Here is a 26882-nt window from a genome sequence, read left to right on the forward strand (position 1 = left end):
CGGCCGGAGGCGGTATGAGCAAGGTCTACCAACCCGACACGCTGGTGTCGGAGCTGCGCGAGATCCAGCGACGGCTCCGGTTGCTGGAGGCCGGCGCGCCGCGGGTCGCGATGGCGATGGCCGCCGCGGCCCCGGCGGGTATCGCGCTGGGCGAGCCGTTCGCCCCCGCGCGGCCGTCGGACTGGCCCGGCACGGAGTCCACGGAGTGGGAACCCCTGCTGCGTGCCTTCGTCACGCCTGGCCGGGTACGGCTGATCATCGAGACCGTCGCGGGTGCGGGGACCGTGGGTCGCGTGCGCCTGCTGATCGACGGCGATTCGCTGGCCACCGAGCTGGGCGCGGGCGAGGACGTCTCCCGCGAGCTGGTCGAATTGGACATCGAGGACGAGCTGACCGAGATCGTCCTGGAAGGGCTGCGGCAGTCGGGGCCGGGCGCGGTCCGCGTCGCCGCCTTCGTGGTTCCGCTGTCCTGAATCGGACAGGGTTTGACGGACCTCTTGACCGGGCGGTCGGTTCTTGTCGAAGGTGAGCGGGCAGCGACAACGTTGTCAGGAGGCGGCCTTTCCCATGCCTGCACGCACTTCGACCCGCGTCGCCGGGTTGCTCACCGCGCTCGTCGTCCCGGCCGGGCTTTTCACGCCCGTCGCGGCGGCGGCGCCCGGCGGCGACCCCGTGGACGCGGTCAACACCTTCATCGGCACCAAGGACGACGGGAACACCTTCCCCGGCGCTTCGGCGCCTTTCGGGATGACGCAGGTCAGTCCCATCTCGTCGCATTACGCCGGCTATCGCTACGACGACACCGCGATCCGCGGCTTCGGGCATTTCTTCCTGTCCGGCGCGGGTTGCTGGGAGCAGGGCGGCCTCGTGTCGACCCTGCCCACCACCGGCGCGGTCGGCCCCGGCGCGGCGTTCGACACGGGCAAACCCGAGACGTTCGACCACAAGCGGTACGCCTCGCCGTACACGCACGAGGGCGAGGTCGGGAAACCCGGCTACTACAAGGTGCGGCTCACCGGCTACGGCGGCGTCGACGCGGAGACCACGGCGACCACGCGGACCGGTGTCGAGCGGTACACCTTCGCGAAGTCCGGTGACGCGAACGTCTTCGTCAACGTCGGTCAGGCCAATGACAAGGAGCCGGTGACGGCGAGCCAGATCCGCGTCGTCGGGGACCGGACGGTCGAAGGGATGGTGGAGTCCCAGGCGTTCTGCGGCGGGAAGCCGTACAAGACCTGGTTCACCACCACGTTCGACAAGCCGTTCAAAGCGTTCGGCACCTGGTCGCCGACCGGCGGTGCTCCCGGTTCGAAGGAGTCCTCCGGCGGCGAGGGACTGCGTGGCGCTTGGCTGACCTTCGACGGCGGGCAGGTCACCGCGACGACGGCGATCTCCCATGTGGACGCTTCCGGTGCCCGGCTCAACCTCGCGTCCGAGAAGAACCGTTCGTTCGACGCGGTCCGCGACGGCGCCCAGCGCGCCTGGCGCAAGGAATTGTCCTCAGTGGACATCCGCGGCGCGGCGAAGGACGACCGCACGGTGTTCTACACCTCGCTCTATCACGCGCTGCTGCAACCGTTGACGGGCAACGACGCCGACGGCCGCTACCGCGGGTTCGACGACAAGATCCATCGCGCGCTGGGCTGGACGTACTACGAGTTCTTCTCGCTGTGGGACACCTACCGCACGCAGAACCAGTTGCTCGCCCTGCTGCGGCCGTCGCGGGCGAAGGACGTCGCCAAGTCCGTGCTCGCGATCCACGACCAGGGCGGCTGGCTGCCGCGGTGGGCGTACGCGAACCAGGAGACGAACACGATGACCGGCGACCCGGTCACGCCGTTCCTCGTCGACCTGTGGCGGTTCGGTGCGTTGTCGGGGCAGGAACTGAAGGCGTACCAGGCACTTCTGCAGAACTCGCGGGAGATCCCGCCCGCGTCGTCGCCGTTCCAAGGCCGTTCGGGCAACGCGAGCTATCAGAAGGACGGCTTCGTCCAGTACGACAAGGACTTCCCGAAGAAGGGCCAGGACACCGACCCGAACCACGGTGCTTCGGCCACCTTGGAATACGCGCTCGCGGACTGCTCACTGTCCATCATGGCCGCCGGGCTCGGCAAGAAGGACGACGCGAAGGCCTTGGCGGACAAGGGACGGAGCTATCGCACGCTGTGGGATTCCTCGGTGACCGACCGCGGCTTCACCGGGTTCTACCGGCCCAAGCTCGAAGGCGGCGCATGGTTCAGTCCGGCGGGCAAGCCGTTCGACCCGCAGAGCCAGGACGGATTCCACGAAGGCACGTCGTGGCAGTACCAGTGGCTGACCCAGCAGGACGTCCCCGGCCTGGTCGACCGCATGGGCGGCAAGGAGAACGTCGGCAAGCGGCTCGACGACTTCTTCGCCTACGGGGATCTGGTCAAGGATCCGGCGAAGACCGTGCGCGAGGAATGGGTCGTCGGCCCGTACAACTACTACAACCAGTTCCGCTACAACCCGAACAACGAGCCGGATCTGCACTCGCCCTGGATGTACACGCTGACCGGGCAGCCGTGGAAGACCTCGGCCGTGGTGCGTGCCGCGCACACGTTGTTCACCAACGCGCCGAACGGTGTCACCGGGAACGACGACCTCGGGACCATGTCCGCGTGGTACGTCTTCAGCGCGCTGGGCCTCTATCCGGCCGTACCCGGGACGGGGCAGTTCGTGCTCAACGCGCCGCGGTTCGAGAAGTCGGTGGTGCATCTGGAGAACGGTCGCGACATCACGATCAAGGCCGACGGCGCCGACGCGTCGAAGCTCCAGTACGTCCAGGGACTGGGATCCGGGTCACAGCGGGCATATGTCGGTTTGGAACAGTTGACGCGGGGGACCACTTTGGACTTCCGCCTCACGGACGATCCGGCGAAGGCCACCTGGGCGACCGGTCCCGAAGGCGCGCCGAAATCGCCGTGCGCCGGGTGATCCGACTGGTTTAGACCGGTTCGCACCGGGGGTCGTGAGGAGCATCACGGCCCCCGGTGTTCCGGTGAGGGCCGTCACGCCTCACACTGGTATTACCACGTCCGACAGCGCTGTTGACGTTCTTGGCGAGTCCGCCTTGGACAGTGCTAGTCGGACGTAGTCATGTGTGTACGCATAGTGGTGAGACCCCACAGGAGGAGAAAGTGTCCAGCAAGGCCGCTCTAGTATTCCGCGTGGCCGCGGTAGCCGAAGCCCTCTCGTGGGCCGGGCTGCTGGTCGGGATGTTCCTCAAGTACGCCGTCAAGCTCGCCGAGGGCGGCGTTCCCGTCCTCGGCATGGTGCACGGCGTCGTGTTCGTCCTCTACGTGCTGGTCTCCCTCTCCGTGGCGAAGCCGCTCGGCTGGCGCCCGAAGACCCTGATCCTCGCGCTGCTCTCCAGCATCCCGCCGCTGTTCACCTGGCTGTTCGAGTCCTGGGCGCTGCGCAACGGCAAGCTCGACGGCCCGCAGCGGCTGTCGCACGGCGGTGTCGGCCTGTTCGCCCGCACCCCGGAGACCGCTGCCGCCGCCTGATCTTCCTTTAAGCGCGTGAAGGCCCCCTTCCCTCGGCTCAACCGAGGGAAGGGGGCCTTCACGCGCTTCCGGGGTTATTCGGTGAAGTCGCCGGTGGCCTTGCGGACCTTGGTGAGCAGGTCGGTCAGCTGCTCGGTCTGCTTGCCGGTGAGCCCGGTCAGCCCGAAGTCGATCTCGGTGACCGCCTTGGTGGCCTCTTCGCGGCGTACGCGGCCTTCTTCGGTGATCTCGACCAAGGTGGTGCGGCGGTCGGTCGGATGCGGGACCCGCTTGACCAGACCGTCTTTTTCGAGCCTGTCCACGATGTTGGTGACGCTCGTCGGATGCAGCTGCAGCCGCTCGCCCATCACCCGCATCGGCAGGCTGGACGCGCGGGCGAAGGTCAGCAGGACCAGTGCCTCGTACCGGGCGAACGTCAGCCCGTGCGGTTTGAGGGCACCGTCCACCGCGGACTGGATGATCTGCTGCACGCGCATGATCCCGGTCACCGCGGCCATGGTGGAGGACGGCCCGATACGGGCCTCCCACAGCTGCGCCGCGCGGGCGATCGGGTCGAACGGCAACGGACGGCTCATGACGTTCGAAGTTACCAGCGGGTACCCGTGCCATGCCGCACGACCGGGTGTTATGCGTGGGAAAAGTGTCTGAACGAGGAGCAGAACATGATCGTGGCCTTCAGTGTCAGCCCGTCCGCGACCGAGGAAGACGGCGGGGTCAGCGAAGCGGTCGCCCGCGCGGTGAAGGTGGTGCGCGAGTCCGGCCTGCCGAATTCGACCAACGCCATGTTCACCAACATCGAGGGCTCCTGGGACGAGGTCATGGACGTCGTCAAACGGGCCGTCGAAGCCGCGGGTGAAGGCTCGTCGCGGGTCGGGCTGGTGCTCAAGGCCGACATCCGGCCGGGTTACGAAGGGCAGCTGACCGCGAAGGTGGAGCGCGTCGAGAAGCACCTGAGCGAGTAGCCCAGGCGCTTTCGTCAGGGGAGCGGTGGGGTGAAGGAGACCATCCACAGCTTGTCCTTGACCGCGATGGCCACCGGATAACCGAAGGAACTGCCGTCGCCCAGTTTCCCGCTGACGGTCGCCGAAGTCGGCGCGAGATCGTTCGGCGCGAACTTCACCGTGACGTCGTGCGCACCGCGGCCCGCCAACGCGTCGATGTAGGACTTCGCGAAGTCGTCCGCCGACGCGGGCGGATAGTCGATGAGCTCGGAGAGGGCCTCGACGTCGTGCCGGTTGAGCGCGGTGGCGAGGTCCTCCCGGAGCTGCCCTGGACTGCCGACACCGGGGTCGGGCTGATGGGCGATCAGGACGGTGATCACGGCCACCCAGGTGACGGCGATGGCGATCGCGGCGACCACCGTGGCCGTCCTGCGTGTCGGAATGTCGATCACCCCCTCGCAGCGAGCCTGCCGGAACGGACCCGTCCTGCCAAGCGGGCAGCCGGGGGCACCTGCGGTGAAACGCTCGGCGATGCGTGCCAGGATGGAACCGTGACACACCCACGCGGATCAGCAGCGAAGACGGCGGCGATGTCCGCCGCGCTTTCCGGCGCGGTCGACCTTTCCGCACTCAAGGCACGAGCCGAAGCGACTCAGAAACAGCCCCCGGCGCCACCGCGGCCCTCATCGGACGGCGCCGCACAGCCCGGCCCGGCAGCGGGCGGCGCCGTGATCGAAGTCACCGAAGCGACCTTCCAGGCCGAGGTCGTCGAGCGATCCCTGCAGCAGCTGGTGGTCGTCGACCTGTGGGCCGAATGGTGCGGGCCGTGCAAGCAGCTCAGCCCGGTGCTGGAGCGCCTCGCCGCCGAGTCCGGCGGTGCCTGGGTGCTCGCGAAGGTGGACGTCGACGCGAACCCGCGCATCGCGCAGCTTTTCGGCGCGCAGTCGATCCCGACGGTCATCGCCATCGGCGGCGGCCAGCCGGTCGACGCGTTCTCGGGCGCGCTGCCCGAACCCGAGATCCGCAAGTGGCTCGGTTCACTGCTCGACGCGCTGCGCGACCGGCTGCCCGGGATCAAGGCGGCCGAGGAGAACGGCGGCGGCGTCGAACAGCCGGAGGACCCGCGCTTCACCGAGGCCGAGGAGGCCTTCGAACGCGGTGACTTCGCCGCGGCGCAGGCGGCCTACGAGCGCATCCTCGACGTCGAGCCGGCGAACGAGGAGGCGAAGACCGCGCTCGCGCAGGTCAAGTTCACCGCGCGCGCCGAGGCCGCCGGCCCGGACGCGATCGCGAAGGCCGACGCGGACCCGGCCGACCTCGACGCCCAGCTCGCCGCGGCCGACCTCGAGGTCGCCGGGCAGCAGCCGGAGGCGGGTTTCGCGCGGCTGGTCGCGGCCGTGCGGCGTACCGCGGGCGACGACCGCAACAAGGTGCGGGAGCACCTGGTGGCGCTGTTCGACCTGTTCGACCCGACCGACGAGCGCGTCATGAAGGCGCGCCGGGACCTGGCGAGCGCTCTTTACTGAGGTATCGCAACCCCCGGATGCTATGAAAGGTCCTTTCCTTGCAAATTTCGCAAGGAAAGGACCTTTCATAGCACTTCAAGGACCCGTCACCGGGCCGTTCACGATCAGCCGTACTGGGTCGAGCACACCGCGGAGCTCTCCAGGTAGCCCTTCCGCAGCGCCTCGATCCGCTCGAAACCGTTCTCCACGCGCTTGCCGTTGACGTCGGCCGAGACGAGGCTCTCCGGGCTCAGCAGATCCGAGATGGCCTCGTCGAGGTCGCCGGCCGAGAGCCGCAGGGTCGCGCCGGGCACCGTGCTGGCCTTCGCCCACGCGCCGACCAGGCAGGCGGTGCGCAGCCCGGCGTTCGCGTTGTCGATCGACGCGCCGACACCCTTCTGGATGCCCATCGCGTAGCGGGACGCGATTTCCGAGAACGCGGCGAAGTCGCCCTTGCCCTCGCTGTGCCCGCTCTTCCACTCGGCTTCCTGGTCGACCGGCTGGGCGAGTTCGCGCAGTTTGGCCATGTCGATGCTGACGGTGTTGTTCGACGCGCAGTACGAAGCGGGCGGGGTGCTGGGGCCGCCGGGGCAGCTGCCGTTGCCGTCCTCGGTGATCTCCGGGCCGGGGACGCCGGCGCCCTTGAAGGCCTCGTCGAGGCTCTTCTTCAGGATCCCGACGATCTCGGCGTCGAGCTTCGCGTCGCCCTTGCCCTTGTCACCCTTGTCGAACGGGCGCTCGGTGATCCGCGCCTTGATGTTCTCCTCGTTCATCGCCGCGCATTCCTTCGGGCCCTTCTCGAACCCGACCTGGAACGCGTACGTGCGGTCGAACGCCGTGCCGTGCGCGCCCTGTTTCGTCGCGCTGGTGCCCGCCTGGTCGCGGATCAGGAACAGCGACGCCATGACCTGGTTCAGGCCCTCGGAGGTGGAGACGCGGTAGAACTTGCTCTTGTCCTCGGCGACCCAGCGGAAGTAGCCGCCGGCGAAGCAGTCGGCCTGCTGCTCCTTGACGATCGAGGGGGTGTTCTTCTTGATGTTGGCCTTCTCGCCGAGCCGGTACTGCACGGCGTGGCCGAGTTCGTGCGCGAGCACGACGGCGCTCGCCATTTTCCCGAACCGTTCGCGCAGCATCGGCAGCAGCACGCCGCGGTCCCACGCCACCGAATCGTCCGGCGGGCAGTAGAAGGCGTTGACCAAGCCCTTGACGCTGCCGCATTCGGTTTCTTCGGTGTCGGACCGCGCGCTGTAGGACAGCAGCGACTTCAGCGGCTCGTACTGCTGGCCGAAGTCACGCGGCATGACCTCGGTCCAGTAGGTCTGCGCGTCGGCGATCGCGGCGATGGCGAGCGTGTCGTCTTCGGACCCGTCCTCGTTGCGGACCTGCAGATCCGGCTTGGGCGCGTCCGGCTTCAGGCCGCTTTCGAAATGCGTGACCGGCAGTCCGGCGATGTCACCGGCTCCCGGCTGGCTGCCGTCCTTGCCGGTCGAGCTTCCCTTGTCGCCGCAAGCGCTCAGCCCGAGGGCCAGCACCGTCACGACCGCGATCAGAGCCGGGCGGCGCAAGCCCCGCACTCCCCCTTGGATCATGTTCACTCGCTTATCATCAAGGCCCCGACCGGGCCGCGTACTCCGGCAAGCAGGGACCATACCCAGCGCTTATGGCCCGCGTGCAGGTAATCCCCGAAGTGGGTCTTGAGCGGGGCGGGGACCGTGGCGATATGGTCGCTCCTCATGAGAGCTGTCCGCCGGTTCACCGTCCGCGCGAGCCTGCCGGAGTCGCTCTCCGGCCTCGGTGACCTCGCCACGAATCTGCGCTGGACCTGGCATCCGCCGACCCGCGACCTGTTCGCGTCGATGGACGCGGACCTGTTCAACCGTGTCCGCGATCCGCTGCGGATGCTCACCGCCCTGCCACCGGCCCGGCTCGACGAACTGGCCGTCGACGACTCCTTCCTCGCCCACGCGCGCGAGGCGGTCGCCGATCTGGACCGCTATCTCGCCGAGCCGCGCTGGTACCAGAAGCAGGACGACGCCGAGCTGCCGTCGGCCGTCGCGTACTTCTCGATGGAATTCGGCGTCACCGAGGCGCTGCCGAACTACTCCGGCGGCCTCGGCGTGCTCGCCGGAGACCATCTCAAGGCGGCGTCCGACCTCGGCGTGCCGATGATCGGTGTCGGGCTGCTCTACCGCGCCGGGTACTTCCGGCAGGCGTTGTCGCTCGACGGCTGGCAGGTCGAGCACTACCCGGTGATCGACCCCAACGCCTTCCCGCTGGAGCTGCTGACCGACGGCGGGAAGCCGGTGCTCGTCGACGTCGCGATGCCCGCCGGGCGCACCCTGCACGCGCAGATCTGGAAGGCCCGCGTCGGCCGGATCCCGTTGCTGCTGCTGGACACCGACACCGACGCCAACGACGAGGACCTGCGCGCGGTCACCGACCGGCTCTACGGCGGCGACGCCGACCATCGCATCCGGCAGGAGATCCTGGCCGGGATCGGCGGCTTCCGCGCGGTGCGGCGCTACTGCGAGCTGACCGGACATCCGCAGCCGAAGGTGTTCCACACCAACGAAGGCCACGCCGGGTTCCTCGGCCTGGAACGCGCCCGGGAGATCATCCAGGCCGACGGGCTGGCGTTCGACGAGGCGCTGCCCGCCGTCCGCGCGGGCACCGTGTTCACCACGCACACCCCGGTCAGCGCCGGGATCGACCGGTTCCCCGTCGACCTCGTCCAGCGGTACTTCACCGACGGCAGGCTCGTCCCGGACGTCGACCCGCGCCGCGTGCTGGCGCTCGGCGCGGAGGACAACCCCGGCCTGTTCAACATGGCGCATATGGGATTGCGGCTCGCGCAGCGGGCGAACGGCGTCTCGGCGCTGCACGGCAGGGTGTCGCGGCGGATGTTCTCCCGGCTGTGGCCCGGCTTCGACTTCGACGAGGTGCCCGTCTCGTCGGTCACCAACGGCGTGCACGGGCCCACCTGGGTGGCGCGTGAACTGAGCGCGCTGCTCGGCCGCAACCACGAGGAGTGGGGCCTCGACGGCACCCAGGGCAAACCGCTGCGCGACGGCGTCAGCGACGAGCAGCTGTGGGCACTGCGGCGTGAACTGCGCGAGAAGCTGGTCGCCGAGGTCCGGCGCCGGGTGCGGGCCGCGTGGATGCAGCGTGGCGCGTCCGCGCTCGAACTCGGCTGGACCGACACGGTCTTCGACCCGGACGTGCTGACCGTCGGCTTCGCGCGCCGCGTGCCGACGTACAAACGGCTGACGCTGATGCTGCGCGACCCGGAACGCCTGCGCGCGCTGCTGCTGGACGAGAAGCGCCCGATCCAGCTCGTCGTCGCCGGCAAGTCGCATCCCGCCGACGAGGGCGGCAAGCAGCTGATCCAGCAGATCGTCCGGTTCGTCGACGATCCCGAGGTGCGGCGCCGGATCGTGTTCCTGCCGGACTACGACATGTCCATGGCGCGCTACCTCTATCGCGGCTGCGACGTCTGGCTGAACACGCCGGTGCGGCCGCTGGAGGCGTGCGGGACCTCGGGGATGAAGTCCGCGCTCAACGGCGGCCTCAACCTGTCCATCCGGGACGGCTGGTGGGACGAGTGCTACGACGGCAGCAACGGCTGGGCGATCCCGACCGCGGACGGCGTCACCGACCCGCTGCGCCGGGACGAACTGGAGGCCGCGGCGCTGTACGACCTGCTGGGCCACCAGATCGCGCCGCTGTTCTACGACCGCGACGCCGACGGTGTGCCCGGTGGCTGGCTGTCGATGGTGTGGCACACGCTGGAGACGCTCGGGCCGCGCGTGCAGGCGTCGCGCATGGTGCGGGAGTACGTCGAATCGGGCTATCTGCCCGCGTCGCGGATGGTCGCCGAGGCGACGGGTGACGGGTACCGCGGCGCGCTGTCGCTGGCCGACTACCGGACCAAACTCGACGTCGCCTGGCCGCGTGTGCGGATCTTCGACACCGAACTGCTCGTCGAGGACGCCGCGCCGATGGTCACCGGGACCGAGGTGACCATCCGGGCGCGGATCGACCTCGCCGGTCTCGAACCGTCCGAAGTGGACGTCCAGGCCGTGGTCGGGAAGGTCGGCGACGGGGACGAGCTGAGCGAACCGGTCACCGTCGGCATGTCCGGCGACGGGATCGGCGCGTTCTCCGCGCGGCTGAAACTGCCGCACCCCGGCTCGATCGGCTACACCGTCCGCGTGCTGCCGAAACACCGGTTGCTCGCGACTCCGGCGGAACTCGCGCGGGTTGTCCTGGCCTGAGTGGCTGTCAAGCCGGTGCCGAACAAAGTAAAACCCTGATCTTCGATTTCCGCCGAACAATGACAAACAAGCAGGTGAAATAGACTTTGCCGGGCCTATCCCGAATATCGGAGGAATGGTGGCTTCGGCGAAGGAAACGAAACTGTCGCGCCGGGCCAAAGACCGGCTGCATCACATCCACGCCCGCGCCGGTATCCGGCAGGAGGGGCTCGCCCGCGCGCTCGGGCCCGAACTGCGCGCCATCTGGGGCATCGCCGAGGACGCCGAGCCTGCCCGGGTGCGCGAGATCGTTCTCCTGCGGCTGAACCGCGTCCTCGGCCGGTCCGCCGACCCGCTCATGCCCGAGATCGTCTGGACCGCCTACAACCTCGGCGTCGACCCGGCCGACGGCGAGTCGGGAATGGTCGGCAGGCTCCGGGGGCTGGTCGCCCGCGGCCAGGTCACCGTGTCCGAACGGACCTGTACCCGGCGGTTCTACGAATTCCTGGGGAGCGTCAAGAACAGCCTGGACGGCTTTCAGGAGGACCTCACCGGAGAAGACTTCAGGCTCGCTTCGCAGTGGCTCGCCAGGAACGTCCGGCCGGATCGGGAAGAGCTCGCCAGTCCCAGCGCGCTTCCCGAGGTCGCCCGCGAGCCGGTGTCCCCGGTACTGCGGACCTTCCTCGAGCGCTCGGTGTGGGGTCCGGCGGACCTGGCGGGCGCGCCGCTCCCGGCCCGGCTCGGTACGCACGGCGACTGGTTCTGCGTCTTCACCGACGAGCGGCTGCTCGCCGAGTACCGCGCGGCCACCGGCGCGGGCTGGCCCCGGATCCGCCGCCGGACCGGGCGCGAGGTCGTGGCGGCCGCCGCCGGACGAGCCGTGGCGACCGGCGTCCTGGTCAATCCGCGCCCGACGCGGGGTTCGGCGATCGACGCGGCCCTGCCGCTGTCCCCGGACTCGGTCGCCAGGCTGACGATCCGGTAGGCGTCAGGGGACGGCGGGAGTGCCGCCTTCCCGGACCGGGAGGCCGGCCGAACGCCAGGCGCGGAACCCGCCTTCGAGGTCGGTCGCGCCCGGCAGGCCGAGCCGCCGAAGGTCGGCGGCGGCCAGGCTGGAGGCATACCCCTCGTTGCACACGACGATCACCGTCGAGTCGGGCTTCACCTCCGGCAGCCGCCATTCGCTGTCCGGCGCGAGCCGCCATTCGAGGTGGATCCGCTCGACGACCACCGAGCCGGGGATCTCACCCTCTTCGAGCCGGTTGACGTGCGGACGGATGTCCACGATCAAGGCGCCGTCACGTTGCAGCCGCAGTGCCTGCCCGGGCTCCGCCCGGTCCAGTCCGGACCGGGCGGACGCCAGCAGGTCGTCGATCGCACTCATCGACCCAGTATCGGGGCCAGCGAGGGGATCTCGGCGGGAACGTCGGCGAGCGTGCGGTACTCGCGGGTCGCGACCAGCGGGGGCGAGTAGGCGTGGACGCTGGCGGCGGGCTCGGTGCCGATACCGGTCACCTGGTGCGCGCGGCCCGCGCCGAAGCCGATGCTCTCACCCACGACGTGCGTGCGGCGCCGGATCGGGCCGCCGGGGTAGCGGTACTCCTCGCCGAGTTCCCCTTGCAGGACGGTGAACGAACCGGACGCGCCACCGTGGTCATGCGGTTTGGTCCGCTGGCCGGGCAGCCAGGACAGCAGCCACAGCTCGACGCCGTCGGTCAGCGCGAGCCGGGCCCACCAGCGGCGGTCCTCGTCGAAGCGCAGCAGGCCGCGCAGGCCGGTGGTCAGTTCGGTGGCGACGGTGGAGGTCAGCTCGGCCAGTTCCCGCGGCGTCCAGAGCAGGCGCTCGGGGTGCAGCAGCTCCGGTAGCAGCGGGTCGACCAGCTGCGGGTGGGTCTCGAAGTCCTGGCGTGGCGAAAGGGACGTGGTCAACTTGGGGCTCCTCGTGAAGACTCGCGGGCTCGGGAAAGCAGGGCCGAACGCGGCGCGACACGGGGTGGGAGTCGGAAGAGCCGGGACTCAGCCGTGTCGCGCGGTGGTACACCCACAGGAGGCGACGAGGAGCAGGTCGATGGCCCGGCGGCGCCAGAAAGAGCCCCCGATGACGGGGAAGGCGGCGGACACGGACCTGATCATGCCTCCGATCGTGCCACAGCCACCCCGCCGGGGACGCCGCGTCCCACTTCCTGGACCAGCCGCTTTCCGCGGACCGGCGGCCCGGTGTTCACGCGCGCGCGTGTGCGGACACAATGGGCGCGTGAGTGAGCCGATCCAGCCCAGCGAACTTGACGACCTCGTGGTGAGGATGACCGGTGTCGGGGTCCGCCGAACAGGCAATGATCTCCTCGCCGACCTCGACTGGACCGTGGAACTGGACGAGCGATGGGTGGTGCTCGGCCCGAACGGCGCGGGCAAGACCACCCTGCTCCGGCTGGCCGCGGCCGAACTCCACCCGACCTCGGGAACGGTCGACCTCCTCGGCGACCGGATCGGCAAGGTCAACATCTTCGACCTGCGCCCGCGCATCGGCTTCACCTCGGCCGCGATCGCCCAGCGGGTGCCCGGTGAAGAGCGCGTGCTCGACGTCGTGGTGAGCGCCGGGTACGCCGTCGTCGGCCGCTGGCGTGAGGAATACGACAGCCTCGACACCGACCGCGCCCGTGAACTGCTGGGCGCGCTGGGCATCCCGCACCTGGCCGAGCGCACCTTCGGGACACTCTCGGAGGGCGAGCGCAAGCGGACCCTGATCGCGCGGTCGCTGATGACCGACCCGGAGATGCTGCTGCTCGACGAGCCGGCCGCCGGACTCGACCTCGGCGGCCGCGAGGACCTGGTCGCGCGCCTCTCGGAGCTGGCGCTCGACCCGGAGGCCCCGGCCATGGTGCTCGTCACCCACCACGTGGAAGAAATCCCGCCGGGATTCACCCACGCGCTGCTGCTCCGCGACGGCCGCGCGGTCGCTTCCGGCCTCATGGACGACGTCGTGACCAGCGACAACCTGTCCAAGACGTTCGACCAGGACCTCCTGCTCGAACGGTCCGGTGAGCGCTACTTCGCCCGTCGCCGTTGACGGGTCGTACTGACCGGTAGCCTGCAATCTGTCTTGGACTGTTAAGGAGGACTGGCGTGGGAGAGTTCGTAAGCCTGGAGGTCGAGGGCGGGGTCGGCACGATCCGGCTGGACCGCCCGCCGGTCAACGCGCTGAACAACCAGGTGCAGGCCGAGTTGGCCGAGGCGGCCCGTGAGGCCTCCGAGCGCGACGACGTGCGCGCCGTGATCCTCTACGGCGGCGAGAAGACCTTCGCGGGCGGCGCGGACATCAAGGAGATGGCCGAGCGCACGTACCCCGAGATCGCGAAGTTCGGCGCCGCGCTGACCGCGTCGCTGGCCACCATCGCGAACATCCCGAAGCCGGTCGTCGCGGCCATCACCGGCTACGCGCTGGGCGGCGGCCTCGAACTCGCGCTGACCGCGGACCGCCGGATCGCCGGCGACAACGTCAAGGTCGGCCAGCCGGAGATCCAGCTCGGCGTCATCCCCGGCGCCGGTGGCACACAGCGCCTCGCGCGGCTCATCGGCCCGAGCAAGACCAAGGACCTCGTGTTCACCGGCCGGTTCGTGAAGGCCGAAGAGGCGCTCGCGCTGGGCATCCTCGACGAGGTCGTCGCGCCGGACGACGTCTACGCCGCCGCGCACAAGTGGGCCTCGCAGTTCGCGAACGGTCCCGCCGTGGCCCTGCGCGCCGCGAAGGCCGCGATCGACGGCGGTCTCGACACCGACCTCGCGAGCGGTCTCAAACTCGAAGCGCACCTCTTCGCCGCGCTGTGGGCGACCGAGGACCAGCGCAACGGCATGAAGTCGTTCATCGAAAACGGTCCTGGCAAGGCCACCTTCGAGGGGAAGTGACCCGGATGACCCAGGTGAACGATCCGGCGCCGAACCCGCACGCCACCGCCGAAGAGGTCAAGGCCGCTTTCGACGACCCCAAGCTCGCCAACGTGCTGTACCACGACTGGGAAGCCGGGACCTACGACGAAAAGTGGTCCATCTCCTACGACGAGCGGTGCATCTCCTACGCGACCGACGTGTTCAACGCGGTCGCGGGTGAAGACGGCCAGCCGTACCCGACCGCGATGGAACTGGGCAGCGGCACCGGTTTCTTCCTGCTGAACCTGATGCAGGGCGGCGTCATCAAGAAGGGTTCGGTCACCGACCTCTCGCCGGGCATGGTCCAGGTCGCGCTGCGCAACGCCGAGAACCTCGGCCTCGACGTCGACGGCCGGGTCGCCGACGCCGAGCGGATTCCCTATGAGGACAACAGCTTCGACCTCGTCGTCGGGCACGCGGTGCTGCACCACATCCCGGATGTCCGCGCGGCGTTCGCCGAGGTGCTGCGGGTGCTGAAGCCGGGTGGCCGGTTCGTGTTCGCGGGGGAGCCGACGAAGGTCGGCGACTTCTACGCGCGCAAGCTCGGCCAGCTCACCTGGTACCTCACCACCAACCTGACCAAGCTGCCGGTGCTGAACGGCTGGCGCCGCCCGCAGGAGGAACTCGACGAGTCCTCCCGTGCGGCCGCGTTGGAGGCCGTGGTCGACATCCACACCTTCGACCCGTCCGAACTGGAGTCGATGGCTCGTGGCGCCGGGGCGCAGGACGTCCGCGCGGTCACCGAAGAGTTCGCGGCCGCGCTCGCGGGCTGGCCGATCCGGACCTTCGAAGCCGCCGTGCCGCAGGAGAAACTGACCCTGCGCTGGCGTCTGTTCGCGTACCGGCTGTGGCTGCGGCTGTCCGCTTTGGACAAGAAGCTGCTCGCGAAGGTGCTGCCGCGCGAACTGTTCTACAACGTGATGATCACCGGTACCAAGCGGTCGTAGGTGCCGTATCGGTTCTCACTCGACGACGTCGCCTTCCTGCGCTCCGGCGCGGGAAGCGCGGCGCTCGCCGAGTGCTCGTCCCTGCCGCTGACCGACAAGACCCGCATCGCCGATGTCGCCGCCGTGCGCCGGATCGCCCCGGACCACGCGGCCGCGGTGCTGGAAACGGTGGTACTGCGACGGAAGTCCGCGTCCAAACTGGACTCGGCGGGCTCGTGGCTGTTCACCGGCGACGCGCTCCAGCAGGCCAGTGCCACCGAGGTCGCCCGGCACCGGGCCGCGCGGCTCGCCGGCCGTGACGTCCACGACGTGACCTGTTCCGTCGGCGCGGACCTGATCGAGATCGCCCGCGTCGCCTCTCGGGCACTGGGCTCGGATCTGGACGAGGTCCGGCTGGCGATGGCGCGGCACAACGCCGTCGAGGCCGGGGTTTCCCCTGGCTTGCTGCGGGCCGACGCGCTGCGGCCGGTCAGCCGGTCCGCTGTCGTCGTGGCAGACCCCGCCCGTCGTGACTCGGCCGGGCGGCGGGCGTGGAAACCCGCCGATTTCCTGCCACCACTGGACGGACTGGTCGAGGCGTACGCGGGCCGCGAACTGTCGGTCAAATGCGCGCCGGGTCTCGATTTCTCCATCGCGCCTTGGGCCGACGAGGTCGAACTGGTCTCTTTGGACGGTCAGGTCCGCGAGGCGTGCCTCTGGCGCGGGGTGGGATCCACCGTGTCGCGCCGGGCGACGGTGTTGCGTTCGGACGGTGCACAGTGGACGGTGACCGACGCCGACCCCGACGAGATCCCCGTACGTGAACCGGGTGAATGGATCGTCGACCCCGACGGCGCCGTCGTCCGAGCGGGACTCGTGCGGCATTACGCCGCGCGGCATGGCCTGTGGCAGCTCGACGAACGCATCGCGTACCTGACCGGCGACGCTCCGCCGCCGGGAATCCGGGCGTTCCGGGTATTCGAGTACGGACCGTACAGTGAGAAGAATCTTCGTGTACTGCTGAAAAAACACGATATCGGTCGGTTGGAGATCCTCGTCCGCGGTCTCGATATAGACCCGGATGCCTTGCGCCGCAAGCTGAAACCTCGCGGTGGTGAAGAAGCGACTTTGGTACTGACCAGAATCGGTCGTTCTGGAGTAGCGTTCCTTTGCCGCGCACAGCTGACGTGAGGAGCATTTCCATGAGCCGGTTCACCGGTCTGCTGAAACTGGCCGCCGCCGCGGCCGCCGGAGCCGTCCTCGCCGGCGGCGCCACCGCCGTCGCGAACACCGACGACGCCGCCTGGCACCGCGGGCACGAGCCCGCCAACATCGGCCAGGTCAAACTCGACGTGAAGGCCTACTACGGCGATGTCGTCGACAGCGCGGGTAAGCACCACTACTCCGACAACAGCCGCTTCGTGTCCGACACGAAGCGGCAGGTCGAAGACGCCAAGCGTTACCTGAACCGGCGGCTCGACCACGGTGTGAAGAACCCCTCCATCGTGCTCGACGTCGACGACACCTCCGAGGTCACCTACGGCTGGGAGGCCGACAACGACTTCGGCTTCGACCCGAAGAAGCAGCAGGAAGCGATCGACAAGGGCACCTTCGTCGCGAACAAGCCGGTGCTGGAACTGGCGAACTGGGCGGCGCAGCGCGGCGTCAAGATCTACTTCCTGACCGGCCGCAACGAGTTCCAGGGCCCGCAGTCGCTCAAGAACCTCGCGAACGAGGGCTTCCCTGCCCCGGCCGGCGCGTTCTTCAAGCCGAAGACCACCGCGCCGGACTACCTGCCGTGCGGGCTCACCTGCACCACCGTGCAGTACAAGGCGGGCACGCGGAAGCACATCGCCTCGACCGGCGCGACCATCGTGCTCAACTTCGGCGACCAGTTCAGCGACCTCGAAGGCGGCTACGCGGAGTTCCCCGTGAAGCTGCCGAACCCGATGTACTACCTGCCCTGAGGGGAATATCCGCGCGGGCACGGTCGCTGTGCCCGGTATCGGAAACCCCCGAGGGAGCTGATCCATGTCTGACAAGAAGGTGCTGAAGCCCAGCGCGGACCACCCGATCACGGTGTCGCCGAACAAGGCGCGGGTGGTCGTCACGGTCGGCGGGAAGGTCGTGGCGGACAGCGCGAACGCGCTGACGCTGCAGGAGGCGAACTACCCGCCGGCGCAGTACATCCCGCGCGCCGACGTCGACTTCGACCTGCTGGAACGGACGGAACACTCGACGTACTGCCCGTTCAAGGGCGACGCCTCGTACTACAGCATCCGCACCGGCGACGGCCTCGCCGAGAACGCCGTGTGGACCTACGAAGCGCCGCACGACGCGGTCGCCGAGATCAAGGACCACGTCGCTTTCTACCCGTCGAAGGTGGACGCGATCGAAGAGCGCTGACCCGCCTCTCGTAGTGCCATGAAAGGTCCTTTCCTTGCAAAATTTGCAAGGAAAGGACCTTTCATGGCACTTGAGGGTCTTCTGGATTGCGGCGTGATCTTACTCCGCGTAGCCGTCAAGGGAGCTGGTTGATCCGGTCGGCGTCCGCGGCGAGCGAGGTGTCGGGTTCGATTCGCCAGGCCTCCAGGCCGGGCGTTTTGAGGAGTGCGTCGATCAGGGCCTCCTCGCCTGCCACGAGGGTCGAGTCGAAGTCGACTTCGGTGGCCACGCACCACGCCCGGTCGTCCGGCCAGAACAGGTTGGGTGACTGTGCCTCGAACCAGTTCGGCCGCGGCCGCCAGCCGAGTCGCGTCGCTGCCGTCAGCGGCCCGGTGAACAGCAGGTAGTCGCGGCCGGGATGCCGCAGCCGGGGAGCGTCCAGGTGTTCGCGGGACAGCGTGGCCTCGTCGGCCCAGCCGTAGCCCTCCCACAGACAGAACCAGGCGTCCGAGGTGGACGTATGGTCACCCAGGACGGCCAGCAGGGCCGTGAGGCTGTGCGACGGCAGAGTGCCGCGGCCGGGCGGTGAGCCCCGCCAGAGCGAGCCGGTGAGGTTCACCGGATCCGGGGAGCCCACGAGGGCGTGCCACTGCATGGCGCCGTGTGCGCGCCGGCCCGTTTCCGCCGCGGCTTCGCTCCAGCTCGCCCAGCCGCCGCGGTCACGTTCGGCCGGATGGCAGATCCGGGCGTAGGCGGCATATCCGCGGGGGACCGTGCGGCAGGCCGCGCCGAACGCCCCACCGAGTCGGGCGGAGATCCACTCGGCGGGGGACGGGTCGAGTACCGGCCGCAGCACGCTGGGCAGTCTCCAGCAAGATCAAGTGACGCGCATCTTGTCGGTGGGCGGGGGCATACCGCCGGTGGTGGGGGTTCCGCCGCGCCCGCCGTTCGGGGCGGTCGGCGGTGTGGTCGAGAGCTCGCCGCGGTCACCACGGTGAGCGGGGTGCTGCGGTTCCATCGGTTCCTCGACCGGGTCGAGGCGTGGCGCGGACGCGTTCGTCGCTCGCCGACGTCGCCGCCGCGCTCGGAAACCGTTTGACGGTCGGCGACGTCCGGCGGTCAGATGTTCGCCGTGAGTACCGGGCAGAGGAATCCCGTCGACGAAGATCTCGTACGGCGGTTGATCGCGGCACAGTTCCCCCATTGGGCCGGGCTCGCGGTCGAACGGTGGCCGTCCGGTGGCACGGTCAATGCCATGTTCCGGCTGGGTGACGACCTCGTCGTGAGGCTGCCGCTCGGCGAGAGCGGTGCCGAGGACGTGGCGCTGGAACAGAAGTGGTTGCCCCGACTCGCGTCTCGGCTGCCCGCGCCCATTCCCGAAGTGGCCGGGGCGGGCGAGGCGGACGAGGGCTATCCATGGCGATGGTCGGTATATCGCTGGCTGCCGGGGGAGCATCCGCGGGCGGGTGCGCTGAACCGACCCGTCCAGTTGGCCGAAGATCTGGCGGAATTCGTGACGGCGATGCGCAAGATCACCCTCCCGGGGGCGCCGACGGCACACCGCGGCGGACCACTCGCGACGCTCGACGCGGAGACCCGTGCGGCCATCGAGCACCTACGCGTGATTCAAGAGGAGAACGTCGACTGTGACGCCGCCATCGCAGTCTGGGAGAAGGCTTCAGCAGCCGCGGACTGGGACGGGCCACCGGTGTGGCTGCACGCGGATCTGATGCCGGGCAACCTTTTGGTCGACGACGACAGGCTTTCCGGGGTGATCGACTTCGGCTGCCTGGGGATGGGCGATCCGGCCTGCGATTTGTTCCCGGCCTGGAATCTGCTGCCCGCCGAGGCGAGGGAGGTCTTCCGTGAGTCGTTGCGCGTGGACGACGCGACCTGGATCCGCGGCCAAGGACGGACGCTTTCGCAAGCGCTGATCGCACTGCCGTATTACCGGAAGACGAACGCCGCGATGGCAAGCAACGCGCGGCACGTGATCCGTGCGGTGCTGGAGGAGTGTGGTCATTGAGGGGTGAGGCGAAAGTGCCGCGTCGGGTGCGGGGCGGCGAAGGCGGTGAGGTTCGAGGCGAGCTGGCTCCACGCCGGCCTGGGCGAGGGGGAGGATTGTGGTTCGCACCGATCCCGCGTTCTTCACCGGCTGGATCCTCGCCGCGATCCGCGAGGCGGATGCCTAGTTCTTCATCACCGCACAGAAAACGTGCACACCAAGGCCGCGATCGACGACAGGGCGAGGGCGCACCCCACGCAGGCCGATTCCACACAGAAGCTCAGCAGCTTCGGTCTATGTCCTGAGGTGCATGGTGTTGCGTCTCGGAGCCCCGGTGGGGTCAAGATAAGCGGGTGGGGTGAATTCGGGGAGTCCGTCTTGGGCGATCTGGACTTTCCATTCGCTGTGGTGGATGAGCCGGTGGTGCTTCGTGCAGAGCAGCACGAGGTTGTCGATCTTCGTTTCGCCGTGGTGTCGCCAGAAGACAATGTGGTGCGCGGTACAGCGCGGCACCGGCATGTCGCAGCCGGGAAACGCGCAACCGCCATCGCGGAGGGTCAACGCGTACTTCTGGGCCAGCGACACCGTCCGTTTCGACCGGCCGATATCCAGCGGTTCGCCCGCGGTACCCAGAACACCGGGCCGGACACGGGCATCACAGGCCAGGATCCGCGCATCGGTAGCACTGATCGGCCCGACCAGATCCAGATGCGCCTCACCAAGGTCCCGGATCAAGTCCTCATACGACATGGTGACGAGAATGTGGGTCGCTTCCCCGGCCTGCCCAGGCAGATTCCGGCTGGTGGTCTTCAACCGCACATAGTCGGTGAACGCGTCCCCGTAGCGCTCGTCCTGGGTGCGGGAGTCCCGGACCCCGTCAATGGCCTTGTGGGGTTTCGCCATCGGGTCGAGGTCGGACTTCAACCGCGCATAGGTTTCCAGATCCAGCCGGGCCTTGAGGCCGAGGGTTCCGTCACGGTGCTTGACGAACCGCAACTCCGGCCGCGTGTCCTTGGGATCCTCACTCCGGGGTTCTTTGCCGTCGGGGTCGAGTGTGTCCAAGAGTCGTCGTCCGGCGCGGGCGATCTGCCGGGGCCCCGCGTGGCGGGCCAAGTCGACGAGGATTTTCTCCCCACCCCGAATCGCCTCTTCCGACACCGTGGACGGGATGCGGGTGAGGGTGCGGATGATCGCGTCGATCTGCGCACCGCCGATCGCGCCCTCGGCGGCGGCTTCCGCGGTCAACGGCGCCAGCGGCGGCTGGGGGTCTCCGCCGATAGACGGCCCCGGATGCAACGCCAGAACCCGGTCGGCCCGGGCCCCGGCTTCCGCGTCCGTGACCTGGAAGTCCTCGAAGATCATCGCCGACAGTGTGGAATGGCCGGAGCAGCCGCGGATACCGCGGGAATTGATTTCCGCGAGGATCGCGTACTGCTCCGCCTCCAACTGACGCTTCAACACCTCGATTTCCTGCTTACGGGCATGCAGCGTCGCAGTATCGGCACGCCACCACTCGGAACGCACCACCTGGGGACTGTTTTCGCTGGCCACGACCCCAACAATACCCGCACTCGAACACCTGTGCTATCGCATATTCAGACTATAAGTGTTTTCCCTCGGTGGGTGCATCACCTCAAGTCCGGCAACACTTTGCCGGCCCATGTCCTTGAACTTCCCCACAACGCCGGGTACGCACCCCGTAGACAGGTGCGCGAGAAGTCGACCTTGTGCTAGCGTCTCTTTCGCGCCCCGTATGGGCCTATGCATGGAGGTAGCGGCTACTCAGCCACCAGAGATCGGCACACACCGTCTCTCGTAATCCGCATCCCCTCGTCGTGGGATGACGCCTTCATGCGGTGTATTCGGGATCCCTTGTATCAGTGGGTCATCGTCGTCGTGCCCTTCTTCCAGTGGCGATTCCGCCCTCCTGTCGACACAGTGATGGAAAGGAACGCGTTGACCGGTTTCAACGACAGGGTGATCGAGGAATTCAGGCAGAGCAAGGGAAAGTTCGAAGGGTGGGCGCTGATCCTGCTGACCACCATCGGAGCCAAGAGCGGTGAGCGCCGGACGAATCCGTTGGCGTACCTCGAAATCGACGGTAAGACCGTCGTCGTGGCCTCGAACATGGGAGCGTCGAGGCATCCCGGCTGGTATCACAACATCCGGCACGATCACCGGGTCACCGTCGAGACGGGAACCGGGACCTACGAGGCGATCGCGGCCATTCCGGCCGGGGCGGAGCGCGACGCGCTGTTCGCGAAGGTTATCGCCGCGGAACCGGGATTCGCCGAGTATCAGGCGAAAACGTCACGGGAACTACCCGTCGTGATCCTGCACCGGATCGACGACCGGGTGCGGGGGTTGGGGGATTTCCTGGTGGAGGTCCACGAATGGTTGCGCGGGGAGCTCAAGACGCTCCGTGCCGGAGTCGACGACCTCGTCGCCGGTCGCGCGGATTCGCTCACTATGGAGAAAACCCTGCGGGCGCACTGTGTTTCGTTCTGCGAGGCGCTGACCAAACATCATACCGGCGAGGACATGGGGGCGTTTCCGATGCTGGCACAACGGTTTCCCGCGCTCGCGCCGACGTTGACGAAACTCGGAGAGGACCACGTCGTCGTCGCGGCGCTGCAGAAGCGGATCCGCGACCTCGTCGAGGGATACGTCCACGGCGAGAGTGACCCGGTCCGGCTGCGCGACGACTTCGACTCGCTCGCGGGCAGGCTCGAAGCACATTTCGCCGATGAGGAGGATGCCGTCGTCGCCGCGCTGAACGTGACGGCGCCGTCAAACGGCTGATCGAGGACGGACGCCCTGGGGTTCCGGCCCCGGGGCGTGTATCCTCGGAGGTGGCGCCGCTCTTCCAGCGTGACGCCGATCCGGCACGAGACGGGCGGAATTCGCCCCCGGCCTCGCCGAAGACCGCTGATGAGCGGTCCCCATTCGAAAGGTTTCACCGTCAAAACTCACAGCATGGACAGTGCGCTGTTCAGTCACCCGCTCGACACTCAGGTCGAGCGACACGACCACACGGCCCCTCAGGGCGAGCGATACGACGACCTGTTTCGCGAGCCCTCCTACCCCAACACGGAACCTTCGGACGACACCGTTCGTTGAACGGGGTAGCTCAACGTTTTGGGTGTCGTGTTGTCCAGCACGCTCGCGCAGAATTCGTCGCGGGCGTCGCCTTTTCGCGTCGCGCCGTGTCACCGGCTGAGCCAGCCGGTACCAGTCCCGGCCATCGACAAGAAACGACGACATGACCTCAGTTCTCACCCCTCCGGACAGTGCGGAGCGGCAAGCGCCGCAACCGCTGTTGTCCGGGGAGCAGTCCCGCACCGAAAACCTTCTCGTCAAGCTGTTCGCGGTGGTGCCACTGGTGGCACTGGCCGCCTCCGTCCCCTTCGCGTGGGGCTGGGGACTCGGCTGGGTGGATCTCGGCCTCGCCGTCGGGTTCTACTTCCTGACCGGCCTCGGGGTGACCATCGGTTTCCACCGCTACTTCACCCACGGTGCCTTCAAGGCCAACCGCGGCCTGCGGATCGCGCTCGCGGTCACCGGCAGCATGGCCATGCAGGGCCCGGTCATCGGCTGGGTGGCCGACCACCGGCGTCACCACGCCTTCGCCGACCGAGAGGGCGACCCGCACTCCCCGTGGCGGTTCGGCACCACCCCGGCCGCGCTGGCCCGCGGTTTCTGGCACGCCCACATGGGCTGGCTGTTCGACCGCGAGAAGACCAACGTCGAACGGTTCGCGCCGGATCTGCAGGCCGATCGTGACATCGCCCGGATCGATCGCCTGTTCCCGGTGCTCACCCTCGTGACGTTGCTGGCCCCGGCCGTGCTCGGCGGGCTGATCACGATGTCGTGGTGGGGTGCGCTGACCGCGTTCTTCTGGGCGAGCCTGGTCCGGGTCGCGCTGCTGCACCACGTGACGTGGTCGGTGAACTCGCTGTGTCACCTGATCGGTGACCGTCCGTTCGCCGCCCGCGACAAGTCCGCGAACTTCTGGCCGCTCGCCATCGCTTCGATGGGCGAGTCCTGGCACAACTCCCACCACGCCGACCCCACGGGCGCCCGGCACGGTGTCCGACGCGGTCAGCTCGACATCTCCGCGCGGCTGATCTGGCTGTTCGAGAAGGCGGGCTGGGCGACCGACGTCCGGTGGCCCAAGGCCGACCGCCTCGGCCGCAAGCTCAATCCCGGCCGCTCCTTGTCACTGCGCGGGAGTGCTCAGGCGAGCAGGGCTTCGTCAGCGGAAGGCCGAAGCTCGGGAACAGGGCCGGGTCGAGGAACGACGTGATCTCGCGGATCCGTTCGTCCCGCAGCGAGAGCACGTTGATCGACCAGGCGTGGTGCGTGGCTTCGGCCGACTCGCCGACGTAACAGGCCACGGCGGGCTGGCCGTTGGCGGTGATGATCTCGCTGCGCCAGCTCGGGCACCGGCCGAGCGGAACCTCGACGGCGAAGTCGGTGACGGCCTCGATGCCGCGGTACCAGTGCGAGAGCGGCGGCATGGACCAGGTGACGTCCTCGGTCAGCAACGCCACGAGCGCGTCGGCGTCACCGCGTTCCAGCGCGGAGGCGAAGTCCGCGGCGATCCCGCGGACCCTGGCGTCTTCGAGCTTCCGCAGGGTCTGCTGCTGGCTGGGGGAGGGCACCTTCTCGGCCACGATGGCCCGCGCGCGTTGCAGCGCGCTGTTCACCGCCGCGACCGAGGTGTCCATTGTGGACGCGATCTCGGCGGCGGAGAAGCCGAGGACGTCGAAGAGCACCAGCGCGGCCCGCTGATTGCCGGGCAGATGCTGCAACGCGGCGACGAAGGCCAGCTCGACGGCCTCGCGCTGTTCGTACAGCGTGTCGGGTCCGGCGGGGCCTCGGCCGAGGCTCCCGTCGGGATACGGGCCGAGCCACGCGACCTCGGTCACCGGCACGTGCTCGAGTACGGCGCGTTCGCTCGACGGGCCCAGATCCATCGGCAGGGCGCGTTTACCGCGGGCGGCGGCGGTGTCGAGACAGGTGCGCGTGGCGACGGTGTAGAGCCACGTGCGCATCGAACTGCGGCCCTCGAACCGCTCCAGTCCCCGCCAGGCCCGCAGGAGCGCGTCCTGCAGGGCGTCGTCGGCGTCGTGGGGCGAGCCGAGCATGCGGTAGCAGTGGGCGTGCAGCTCGCGGCGCAGCGGCTCCACCAGGCGATCGAACGCCGCGGCGTCCCCGTTGCGGGCTTCGGCGATGTCCGGGGCCTCGGCGCGCAAAATATCTTCGCTCACGATCGACGATTGTGCCCTTACGCGGTGCGAAGTGCCGTCACGGCCGGGGTGAACATCGTGGTCTTGATCGCGGAAATGGTGCCGCGGTCCTTTCCGGCGAGCGGACGGACGACGTCGGCGGCGTACTCCAGCAGCGCGGGCTCCTCGGCGACGGCGTCCACGAGCCCGAGGTCTCGTGCGTCCGTACCACCGAAGCGGCGGCCCGTGGTCATCGAGGCGATCGCCGCGGCGGGGGTGAGCTTGCCCTGGATCAGCGCGGCCATCCCCGGTGTGAACGGGATGTTGATGTCAGCTTCGGGGAAGCAGAAGTACCCGCGGTCGGCGCGCATCACCCGGAAGTCGTGCGCCATCGCCAGCATCGCGCCGGCGCCGAACGCGTGCCCGTTGATCGCGGCGACCGTGTGCACGCCGAGGGTGAGCACGCGGGCGAACAGTTCGTGGACGTCGGCGACGTATTTCCCGGCCTGGTCACTGTTGGCGGTGAGCCATTCGAGGTCGAGTCCGTTCGAGTAGAACTTCCCGGAGCCGGTGGTGACCAGCACCGCCGGATCGGGATGCGCGACGACGGTGTCCAGCAGGGAATGGACGGTCTCCAGCCACGACGGAGAGAAGCGGTTCTCGTCGTCGCCGAGGTCGAGCACGAACACCGGGGCGTCATCGCGGAGCGTGGGCATTTCGGTCCTTTCGGGGTGGGAGCAGCAGTACGGCGCGGACCGCGGCGGCGAGCCGGGCACGAGAGTCTTCGGAGATCGGCTCGCCCGCGGTGAACGCGCGGCGGAACAAGGCCGTCGGCAGGTCGACCACGCAGGTCGTGAGCACCTCGACGGCTTGGGCGTCCCGGCGGTCCCAGAGCCTCTCGGCGAGCCTGATCAAGAGCGCGACCAGGCGTTTGTCGACTGTCAGGAGGTCGTCGGCGAGATCGTCTGGGACCTGCGGGCCGAGCAGATGCTCCTTCTTGACGGTGAGGAGCATTCTGGCCGCTTCGGGCCTTCGACCGGCGAACGCGGCGGGTGCGTCCGCCGCGGCCACGACGGCGGCGACCGGGTCTTCCGCCTGGTCGGCCAGTTCGGTCTGGAGGTCGAGGAAGTCGCCCGCCGCACGTAGCCAGACGCGCGCCAGCAACGCGCCGAGTGAGCCGAAGGCGTGGTAGATCGTGCCGTTGGGGACTCCCGCCGCGGTCGCGAGGGACCGGACGGTGACTCCTTGGGTGCCGACCTCGACGACGAGGCGCTCGGCGGTGTCGAGCAACCGGTCCAGATCGTGCACGCGGGGACGTGGCATGGGGCGAGAGTAACAGAGCGCTTGCTCTAAAACTTGCCGTCGCGGGTTGTGACGTGGTTCACGCGCCCTGCTGTCACATCGGTCCGGTGACGGGTGTCAACCCGACGAAGCACCGAGAACCAAGGGAGAAATCGAAATGTCCACCGCTTACGTCATCGTCACCGTCGTCGGAGCGTTCATGGCCGCCTTCTCGGCCGCCTCGATCTTCTTCCGCGCCAAGTGGGTCGTGCAGCCGCTGGCCGACTACGGCGTCCCGCACTCCTGGTGGAACCTGCTCGGTGTCGCCAAGGCCGCGGGCGCGCTCGGGCTGATCGCAGGCCTCTGGGTGCCCGTGATCGGGGTCGCGGCCGGGATCGGCCTGGTGCTCTACTTCGCCGGCGCCGTGATCACCGTGCTCCGCGCGCACTGGCCCTCACACGTCGCGTTCCCGCTGATGTACCTGGCGCCCGTGGCCGCGTCACTGGTGCTCGGGTTCGCCGCTTGAGCTCAGGCGTCCCGGGACCACACCGCCAGTTCGGCGCCGCCGGGCTCGCGGAAGTGAAACCGGCGCCCACCGGGGAAGGCGAACGGCTCGACCGTGACGACTCCGCCCGCCGCCTCGACGGAATCCCTCGCCCGTCCGAGGTCGTCGGTGCGGATCGTCACGAGCGGCGCCGCGGGCTGCTGCGCGGCGTCCTGCTGGAAGCCGAGCGAGACCACGCCGCCGCTCTGGACGTCGCTGTATTCCGGACCGTACGGCGTCGCCGTCCAGCCGAAGGCCTTCTCGAAGAACCGGCCCGAGTCGTCTGCCGAGTTCGACGGGAACTCGACGAAGTCGATTTCGTACATGGGCCGGAAGCTACTCCGGCCCACCGACAGAAAC

28 protein-coding genes are annotated in these 26882 nt (G+C 68.7%); 17 read left to right on the plus strand and 11 right to left on the minus strand.

Annotation, left to right across the window (positions count from 1 at the left end):
* Positions 1–14 precede the first annotated feature (14 nt).
* The 3 genes from ACZ5ZX_RS08460 (at position 15) to ACZ5ZX_RS08470 (ending at position 3527) form a co-directional block, all read left to right on the plus strand.
* Complete coding sequence (locus ACZ5ZX_RS08460) at positions 15–473, plus strand: hypothetical protein (protein ID WP_465501340.1); 459 nt, start codon at positions 15–17, stop codon at positions 471–473.
* Positions 474–567: 94 nt separating this feature from the next.
* On the plus strand, positions 568–2955 hold the full coding sequence (locus ACZ5ZX_RS08465; protein ID WP_465501341.1) for a GH92 family glycosyl hydrolase: 2388 nt from the start codon (positions 568–570) through the stop codon (positions 2953–2955).
* Positions 2956–3158: 203 nt separating this feature from the next.
* Entirely contained in the window at positions 3159–3527 is a 369-nt protein-coding gene (locus tag ACZ5ZX_RS08470) for a DUF3817 domain-containing protein (protein ID WP_465501342.1), read from the plus strand.
* A 74-nt stretch (positions 3528–3601) separates the two neighbouring features.
* Here ACZ5ZX_RS08470 and ACZ5ZX_RS08475 read toward each other — a convergent pair whose 3' ends face one another.
* A complete protein-coding gene (locus ACZ5ZX_RS08475; protein WP_061982117.1) occupies positions 3602–4102 on the minus strand; it encodes a MarR family winged helix-turn-helix transcriptional regulator in 501 nt (166 codons plus the stop codon).
* An 87-nt stretch (positions 4103–4189) separates the two neighbouring features.
* On the opposite strand from ACZ5ZX_RS08475, the gene ACZ5ZX_RS08480 reads away from it, so the two are divergent.
* On the plus strand, positions 4190–4489 hold the full coding sequence (locus tag ACZ5ZX_RS08480) for a thiamine-binding protein (protein ID WP_465501343.1): 300 nt from the start codon (positions 4190–4192) through the stop codon (positions 4487–4489).
* A 14-nt stretch (positions 4490–4503) separates the two neighbouring features.
* Here the strand turns inward: ACZ5ZX_RS08480 and ACZ5ZX_RS08485 are convergent, their stop codons facing one another.
* Complete coding sequence (locus ACZ5ZX_RS08485) at positions 4504–4887, minus strand: hypothetical protein (protein ID WP_465501344.1); 384 nt, start codon at positions 4885–4887, stop codon at positions 4504–4506.
* A gap of 132 nt (positions 4888–5019) precedes the next feature.
* On the opposite strand from ACZ5ZX_RS08485, the gene ACZ5ZX_RS08490 reads away from it, so the two are divergent.
* A complete protein-coding gene (locus ACZ5ZX_RS08490; RefSeq protein ID WP_465501345.1) occupies positions 5020–5994 on the plus strand; it encodes a tetratricopeptide repeat protein in 975 nt (324 codons plus the stop codon).
* Between the two features lie 104 nt (positions 5995–6098).
* Here the strand turns inward: ACZ5ZX_RS08490 and ACZ5ZX_RS08495 are convergent, their stop codons facing one another.
* Entirely contained in the window at positions 6099–7568 is a 1470-nt protein-coding gene (locus tag ACZ5ZX_RS08495; RefSeq protein WP_465501346.1) for a neutral zinc metallopeptidase, read from the minus strand.
* Positions 7569–7706: 138 nt separating this feature from the next.
* On the opposite strand from ACZ5ZX_RS08495, the gene glgP reads away from it, so the two are divergent.
* Together glgP and ACZ5ZX_RS08505 are read left to right on the plus strand one after the other, a co-directional pair.
* Positions 7707–10247, plus strand: a complete 2541-nt coding sequence (glgP, locus tag ACZ5ZX_RS08500) for an alpha-glucan family phosphorylase (protein WP_465501347.1) — start codon at positions 7707–7709, stop codon at positions 10245–10247.
* A 115-nt stretch (positions 10248–10362) separates the two neighbouring features.
* Positions 10363–11211, plus strand: a complete 849-nt coding sequence (locus ACZ5ZX_RS08505) for a hypothetical protein (RefSeq protein ID WP_465501348.1) — start codon at positions 10363–10365, stop codon at positions 11209–11211.
* A gap of 3 nt (positions 11212–11214) precedes the next feature.
* On the opposite strand, the gene ACZ5ZX_RS08510 is transcribed toward ACZ5ZX_RS08505, so the two are convergent.
* Together ACZ5ZX_RS08510 and ACZ5ZX_RS08515 are read right to left on the minus strand one after the other, a co-directional pair.
* Positions 11215–11610, minus strand: coding sequence for a rhodanese-like domain-containing protein (locus tag ACZ5ZX_RS08510; protein WP_465501349.1), 396 nt, complete (start codon positions 11608–11610; stop codon positions 11215–11217).
* On the minus strand, positions 11607–12155 hold the full coding sequence (locus tag ACZ5ZX_RS08515; RefSeq protein ID WP_465501350.1) for a cysteine dioxygenase: 549 nt from the start codon (positions 12153–12155) through the stop codon (positions 11607–11609). Before ACZ5ZX_RS08515 ends, ACZ5ZX_RS08510 begins: the two co-directional genes overlap by 4 nt.
* Before the next feature lie 325 nt (positions 12156–12480).
* Here ACZ5ZX_RS08515 and ACZ5ZX_RS08520 point away from each other — a divergent pair, with 325 nt between their 5' ends.
* The 6 genes from ACZ5ZX_RS08520 to ACZ5ZX_RS08545 all read left to right on the plus strand — a co-directional run bounded on the left by ACZ5ZX_RS08520 (position 12481) and on the right by ACZ5ZX_RS08545 (position 17482).
* Positions 12481–13293 (plus strand): ABC transporter ATP-binding protein, encoded by an 813-nt coding sequence (locus ACZ5ZX_RS08520; RefSeq protein WP_465501351.1) that lies wholly within the window; start codon positions 12481–12483, stop codon positions 13291–13293.
* Positions 13294–13349: 56 nt separating this feature from the next.
* A complete protein-coding gene (locus tag ACZ5ZX_RS08525; RefSeq protein WP_465501352.1) occupies positions 13350–14129 on the plus strand; it encodes an enoyl-CoA hydratase/isomerase family protein in 780 nt (259 codons plus the stop codon).
* 5 nt (positions 14130–14134) lie between these two features.
* Entirely contained in the window at positions 14135–15097 is a 963-nt protein-coding gene (locus tag ACZ5ZX_RS08530) for a methyltransferase domain-containing protein (RefSeq protein ID WP_465501353.1), read from the plus strand.
* A complete protein-coding gene (locus tag ACZ5ZX_RS08535; RefSeq protein WP_465501354.1) occupies positions 15098–16267 on the plus strand; it encodes a class I SAM-dependent methyltransferase in 1170 nt (389 codons plus the stop codon).
* Positions 16268–16278: 11 nt separating this feature from the next.
* A complete protein-coding gene (locus ACZ5ZX_RS08540; RefSeq protein WP_465501355.1) occupies positions 16279–17043 on the plus strand; it encodes an HAD family acid phosphatase in 765 nt (254 codons plus the stop codon).
* Positions 17044–17107: 64 nt separating this feature from the next.
* Positions 17108–17482, plus strand: coding sequence for a DUF427 domain-containing protein (locus tag ACZ5ZX_RS08545; protein WP_465501356.1), 375 nt, complete (start codon positions 17108–17110; stop codon positions 17480–17482).
* Positions 17483–17597: 115 nt separating this feature from the next.
* On the opposite strand, the gene ACZ5ZX_RS08550 is transcribed toward ACZ5ZX_RS08545, so the two are convergent.
* On the minus strand, positions 17598–18317 hold the full coding sequence (locus ACZ5ZX_RS08550) for a hypothetical protein (RefSeq protein WP_465501357.1): 720 nt from the start codon (positions 18315–18317) through the stop codon (positions 17598–17600).
* A gap of 276 nt (positions 18318–18593) precedes the next feature.
* Here ACZ5ZX_RS08550 and ACZ5ZX_RS08555 point away from each other — a divergent pair, with 276 nt between their 5' ends.
* Positions 18594–19487 (plus strand): aminoglycoside phosphotransferase family protein, encoded by an 894-nt coding sequence (locus ACZ5ZX_RS08555; RefSeq protein ID WP_465501358.1) that lies wholly within the window; start codon positions 18594–18596, stop codon positions 19485–19487.
* A gap of 273 nt (positions 19488–19760) precedes the next feature.
* Here the strand turns inward: ACZ5ZX_RS08555 and ACZ5ZX_RS08560 are convergent, their stop codons facing one another.
* On the minus strand, positions 19761–21017 hold the full coding sequence (locus tag ACZ5ZX_RS08560) for an HNH endonuclease signature motif containing protein (protein WP_465501359.1): 1257 nt from the start codon (positions 21015–21017) through the stop codon (positions 19761–19763).
* A 405-nt stretch (positions 21018–21422) separates the two neighbouring features.
* On the opposite strand from ACZ5ZX_RS08560, the gene ACZ5ZX_RS08565 reads away from it, so the two are divergent.
* Together ACZ5ZX_RS08565 and ACZ5ZX_RS08570 are read left to right on the plus strand one after the other, a co-directional pair.
* Positions 21423–22268 carry a nitroreductase/quinone reductase family protein gene (locus ACZ5ZX_RS08565; RefSeq protein WP_465501360.1) on the plus strand — a complete coding sequence of 282 codons (846 nt, stop codon included), beginning with the start codon at positions 21423–21425 and terminating at the stop codon, positions 22266–22268.
* Between the two features lie 460 nt (positions 22269–22728).
* Positions 22729–23772 (plus strand): acyl-CoA desaturase, encoded by a 1044-nt coding sequence (locus tag ACZ5ZX_RS08570; protein ID WP_465501361.1) that lies wholly within the window; start codon positions 22729–22731, stop codon positions 23770–23772.
* Here the strand turns inward: ACZ5ZX_RS08570 and ACZ5ZX_RS08575 are convergent.
* The 3 genes from ACZ5ZX_RS08575 to ACZ5ZX_RS08585 are packed head-to-tail and all read right to left on the minus strand — an operon-like array spanning position 23666 to position 26020.
* Entirely contained in the window at positions 23666–24739 is a 1074-nt protein-coding gene (locus ACZ5ZX_RS08575) for a sigma-70 family RNA polymerase sigma factor (RefSeq protein WP_465501362.1), read from the minus strand. The genes ACZ5ZX_RS08570 and ACZ5ZX_RS08575 overlap by 107 nt on opposite strands.
* 17 nt (positions 24740–24756) lie before the next feature.
* Positions 24757–25413 carry an enoyl-CoA hydratase/isomerase family protein gene (locus ACZ5ZX_RS08580; protein ID WP_465501363.1) on the minus strand — a complete coding sequence of 219 codons (657 nt, stop codon included), beginning with the start codon at positions 25411–25413 and terminating at the stop codon, positions 24757–24759.
* Entirely contained in the window at positions 25394–26020 is a 627-nt protein-coding gene (locus ACZ5ZX_RS08585) for a TetR/AcrR family transcriptional regulator (protein ID WP_465501364.1), read from the minus strand. Before ACZ5ZX_RS08585 ends, ACZ5ZX_RS08580 begins: the two co-directional genes overlap by 20 nt.
* Before the next feature lie 136 nt (positions 26021–26156).
* Here ACZ5ZX_RS08585 and ACZ5ZX_RS08590 point away from each other — a divergent pair, with 136 nt between their 5' ends.
* Entirely contained in the window at positions 26157–26504 is a 348-nt protein-coding gene (locus tag ACZ5ZX_RS08590) for a DoxX family protein (protein WP_465501365.1), read from the plus strand.
* Between the two features lie 2 nt (positions 26505–26506).
* Here the strand turns inward: ACZ5ZX_RS08590 and ACZ5ZX_RS08595 are convergent, their stop codons facing one another.
* Positions 26507–26848: a VOC family protein gene (locus ACZ5ZX_RS08595; protein WP_465501366.1), complete on the minus strand. Its 342-nt coding sequence runs from the start codon at positions 26846–26848 to the stop codon at positions 26507–26509.
* Between the last annotated feature and the right edge of the window lie 34 nt (positions 26849–26882).

It is taken from the genome of Amycolatopsis sp. NPDC033938, from assembly GCF_055575975.1.

Bases quoted from the DNA above. Each gene is read 5' to 3' on its own strand.
- ACZ5ZX_RS08585 (WP_465501364.1), bottom strand. From the start codon at position 26,020: ATGCCACGTCCCCGCGTGCACGATCTGGACCGGTTGCTCGACACCGCC.
- ACZ5ZX_RS08460 (WP_465501340.1), top strand. From the start codon at position 15: ATGAGCAAGGTCTACCAACCCGACACGCTGGTGTCGGAGCTGCGCGAG.
- ACZ5ZX_RS08510 (WP_465501349.1), bottom strand. From the start codon at position 11,610: ATGAGTGCGATCGACGACCTGCTGGCGTCCGCCCGGTCCGGACTGGAC.
- ACZ5ZX_RS08540 (WP_465501355.1), top strand. From the start codon at position 16,279: ATGAGCCGGTTCACCGGTCTGCTGAAACTGGCCGCCGCCGCGGCCGCC.
- ACZ5ZX_RS08545 (WP_465501356.1), top strand. From the start codon at position 17,108: ATGTCTGACAAGAAGGTGCTGAAGCCCAGCGCGGACCACCCGATCACG.
- glgP (WP_465501347.1), top strand. From the start codon at position 7,707: ATGAGAGCTGTCCGCCGGTTCACCGTCCGCGCGAGCCTGCCGGAGTCG.
- ACZ5ZX_RS08595 (WP_465501366.1), bottom strand. From the start codon at position 26,848: ATGTACGAAATCGACTTCGTCGAGTTCCCGTCGAACTCGGCAGACGAC.
- ACZ5ZX_RS08530 (WP_465501353.1), top strand. From the start codon at position 14,135: ATGACCCAGGTGAACGATCCGGCGCCGAACCCGCACGCCACCGCCGAA.
- ACZ5ZX_RS08465 (WP_465501341.1), top strand. From the start codon at position 568: ATGCCTGCACGCACTTCGACCCGCGTCGCCGGGTTGCTCACCGCGCTC.
- ACZ5ZX_RS08590 (WP_465501365.1), top strand. From the start codon at position 26,157: ATGTCCACCGCTTACGTCATCGTCACCGTCGTCGGAGCGTTCATGGCC.
- ACZ5ZX_RS08480 (WP_465501343.1), top strand. From the start codon at position 4,190: ATGATCGTGGCCTTCAGTGTCAGCCCGTCCGCGACCGAGGAAGACGGC.
- ACZ5ZX_RS08505 (WP_465501348.1), top strand. From the start codon at position 10,363: ATGGTGGCTTCGGCGAAGGAAACGAAACTGTCGCGCCGGGCCAAAGAC.
- ACZ5ZX_RS08475 (WP_061982117.1), bottom strand. From the start codon at position 4,102: ATGAGCCGTCCGTTGCCGTTCGACCCGATCGCCCGCGCGGCGCAGCTG.
- ACZ5ZX_RS08570 (WP_465501361.1), top strand. From the start codon at position 22,729: ATGACCTCAGTTCTCACCCCTCCGGACAGTGCGGAGCGGCAAGCGCCG.
- ACZ5ZX_RS08580 (WP_465501363.1), bottom strand. From the start codon at position 25,413: ATGCCCACGCTCCGCGATGACGCCCCGGTGTTCGTGCTCGACCTCGGC.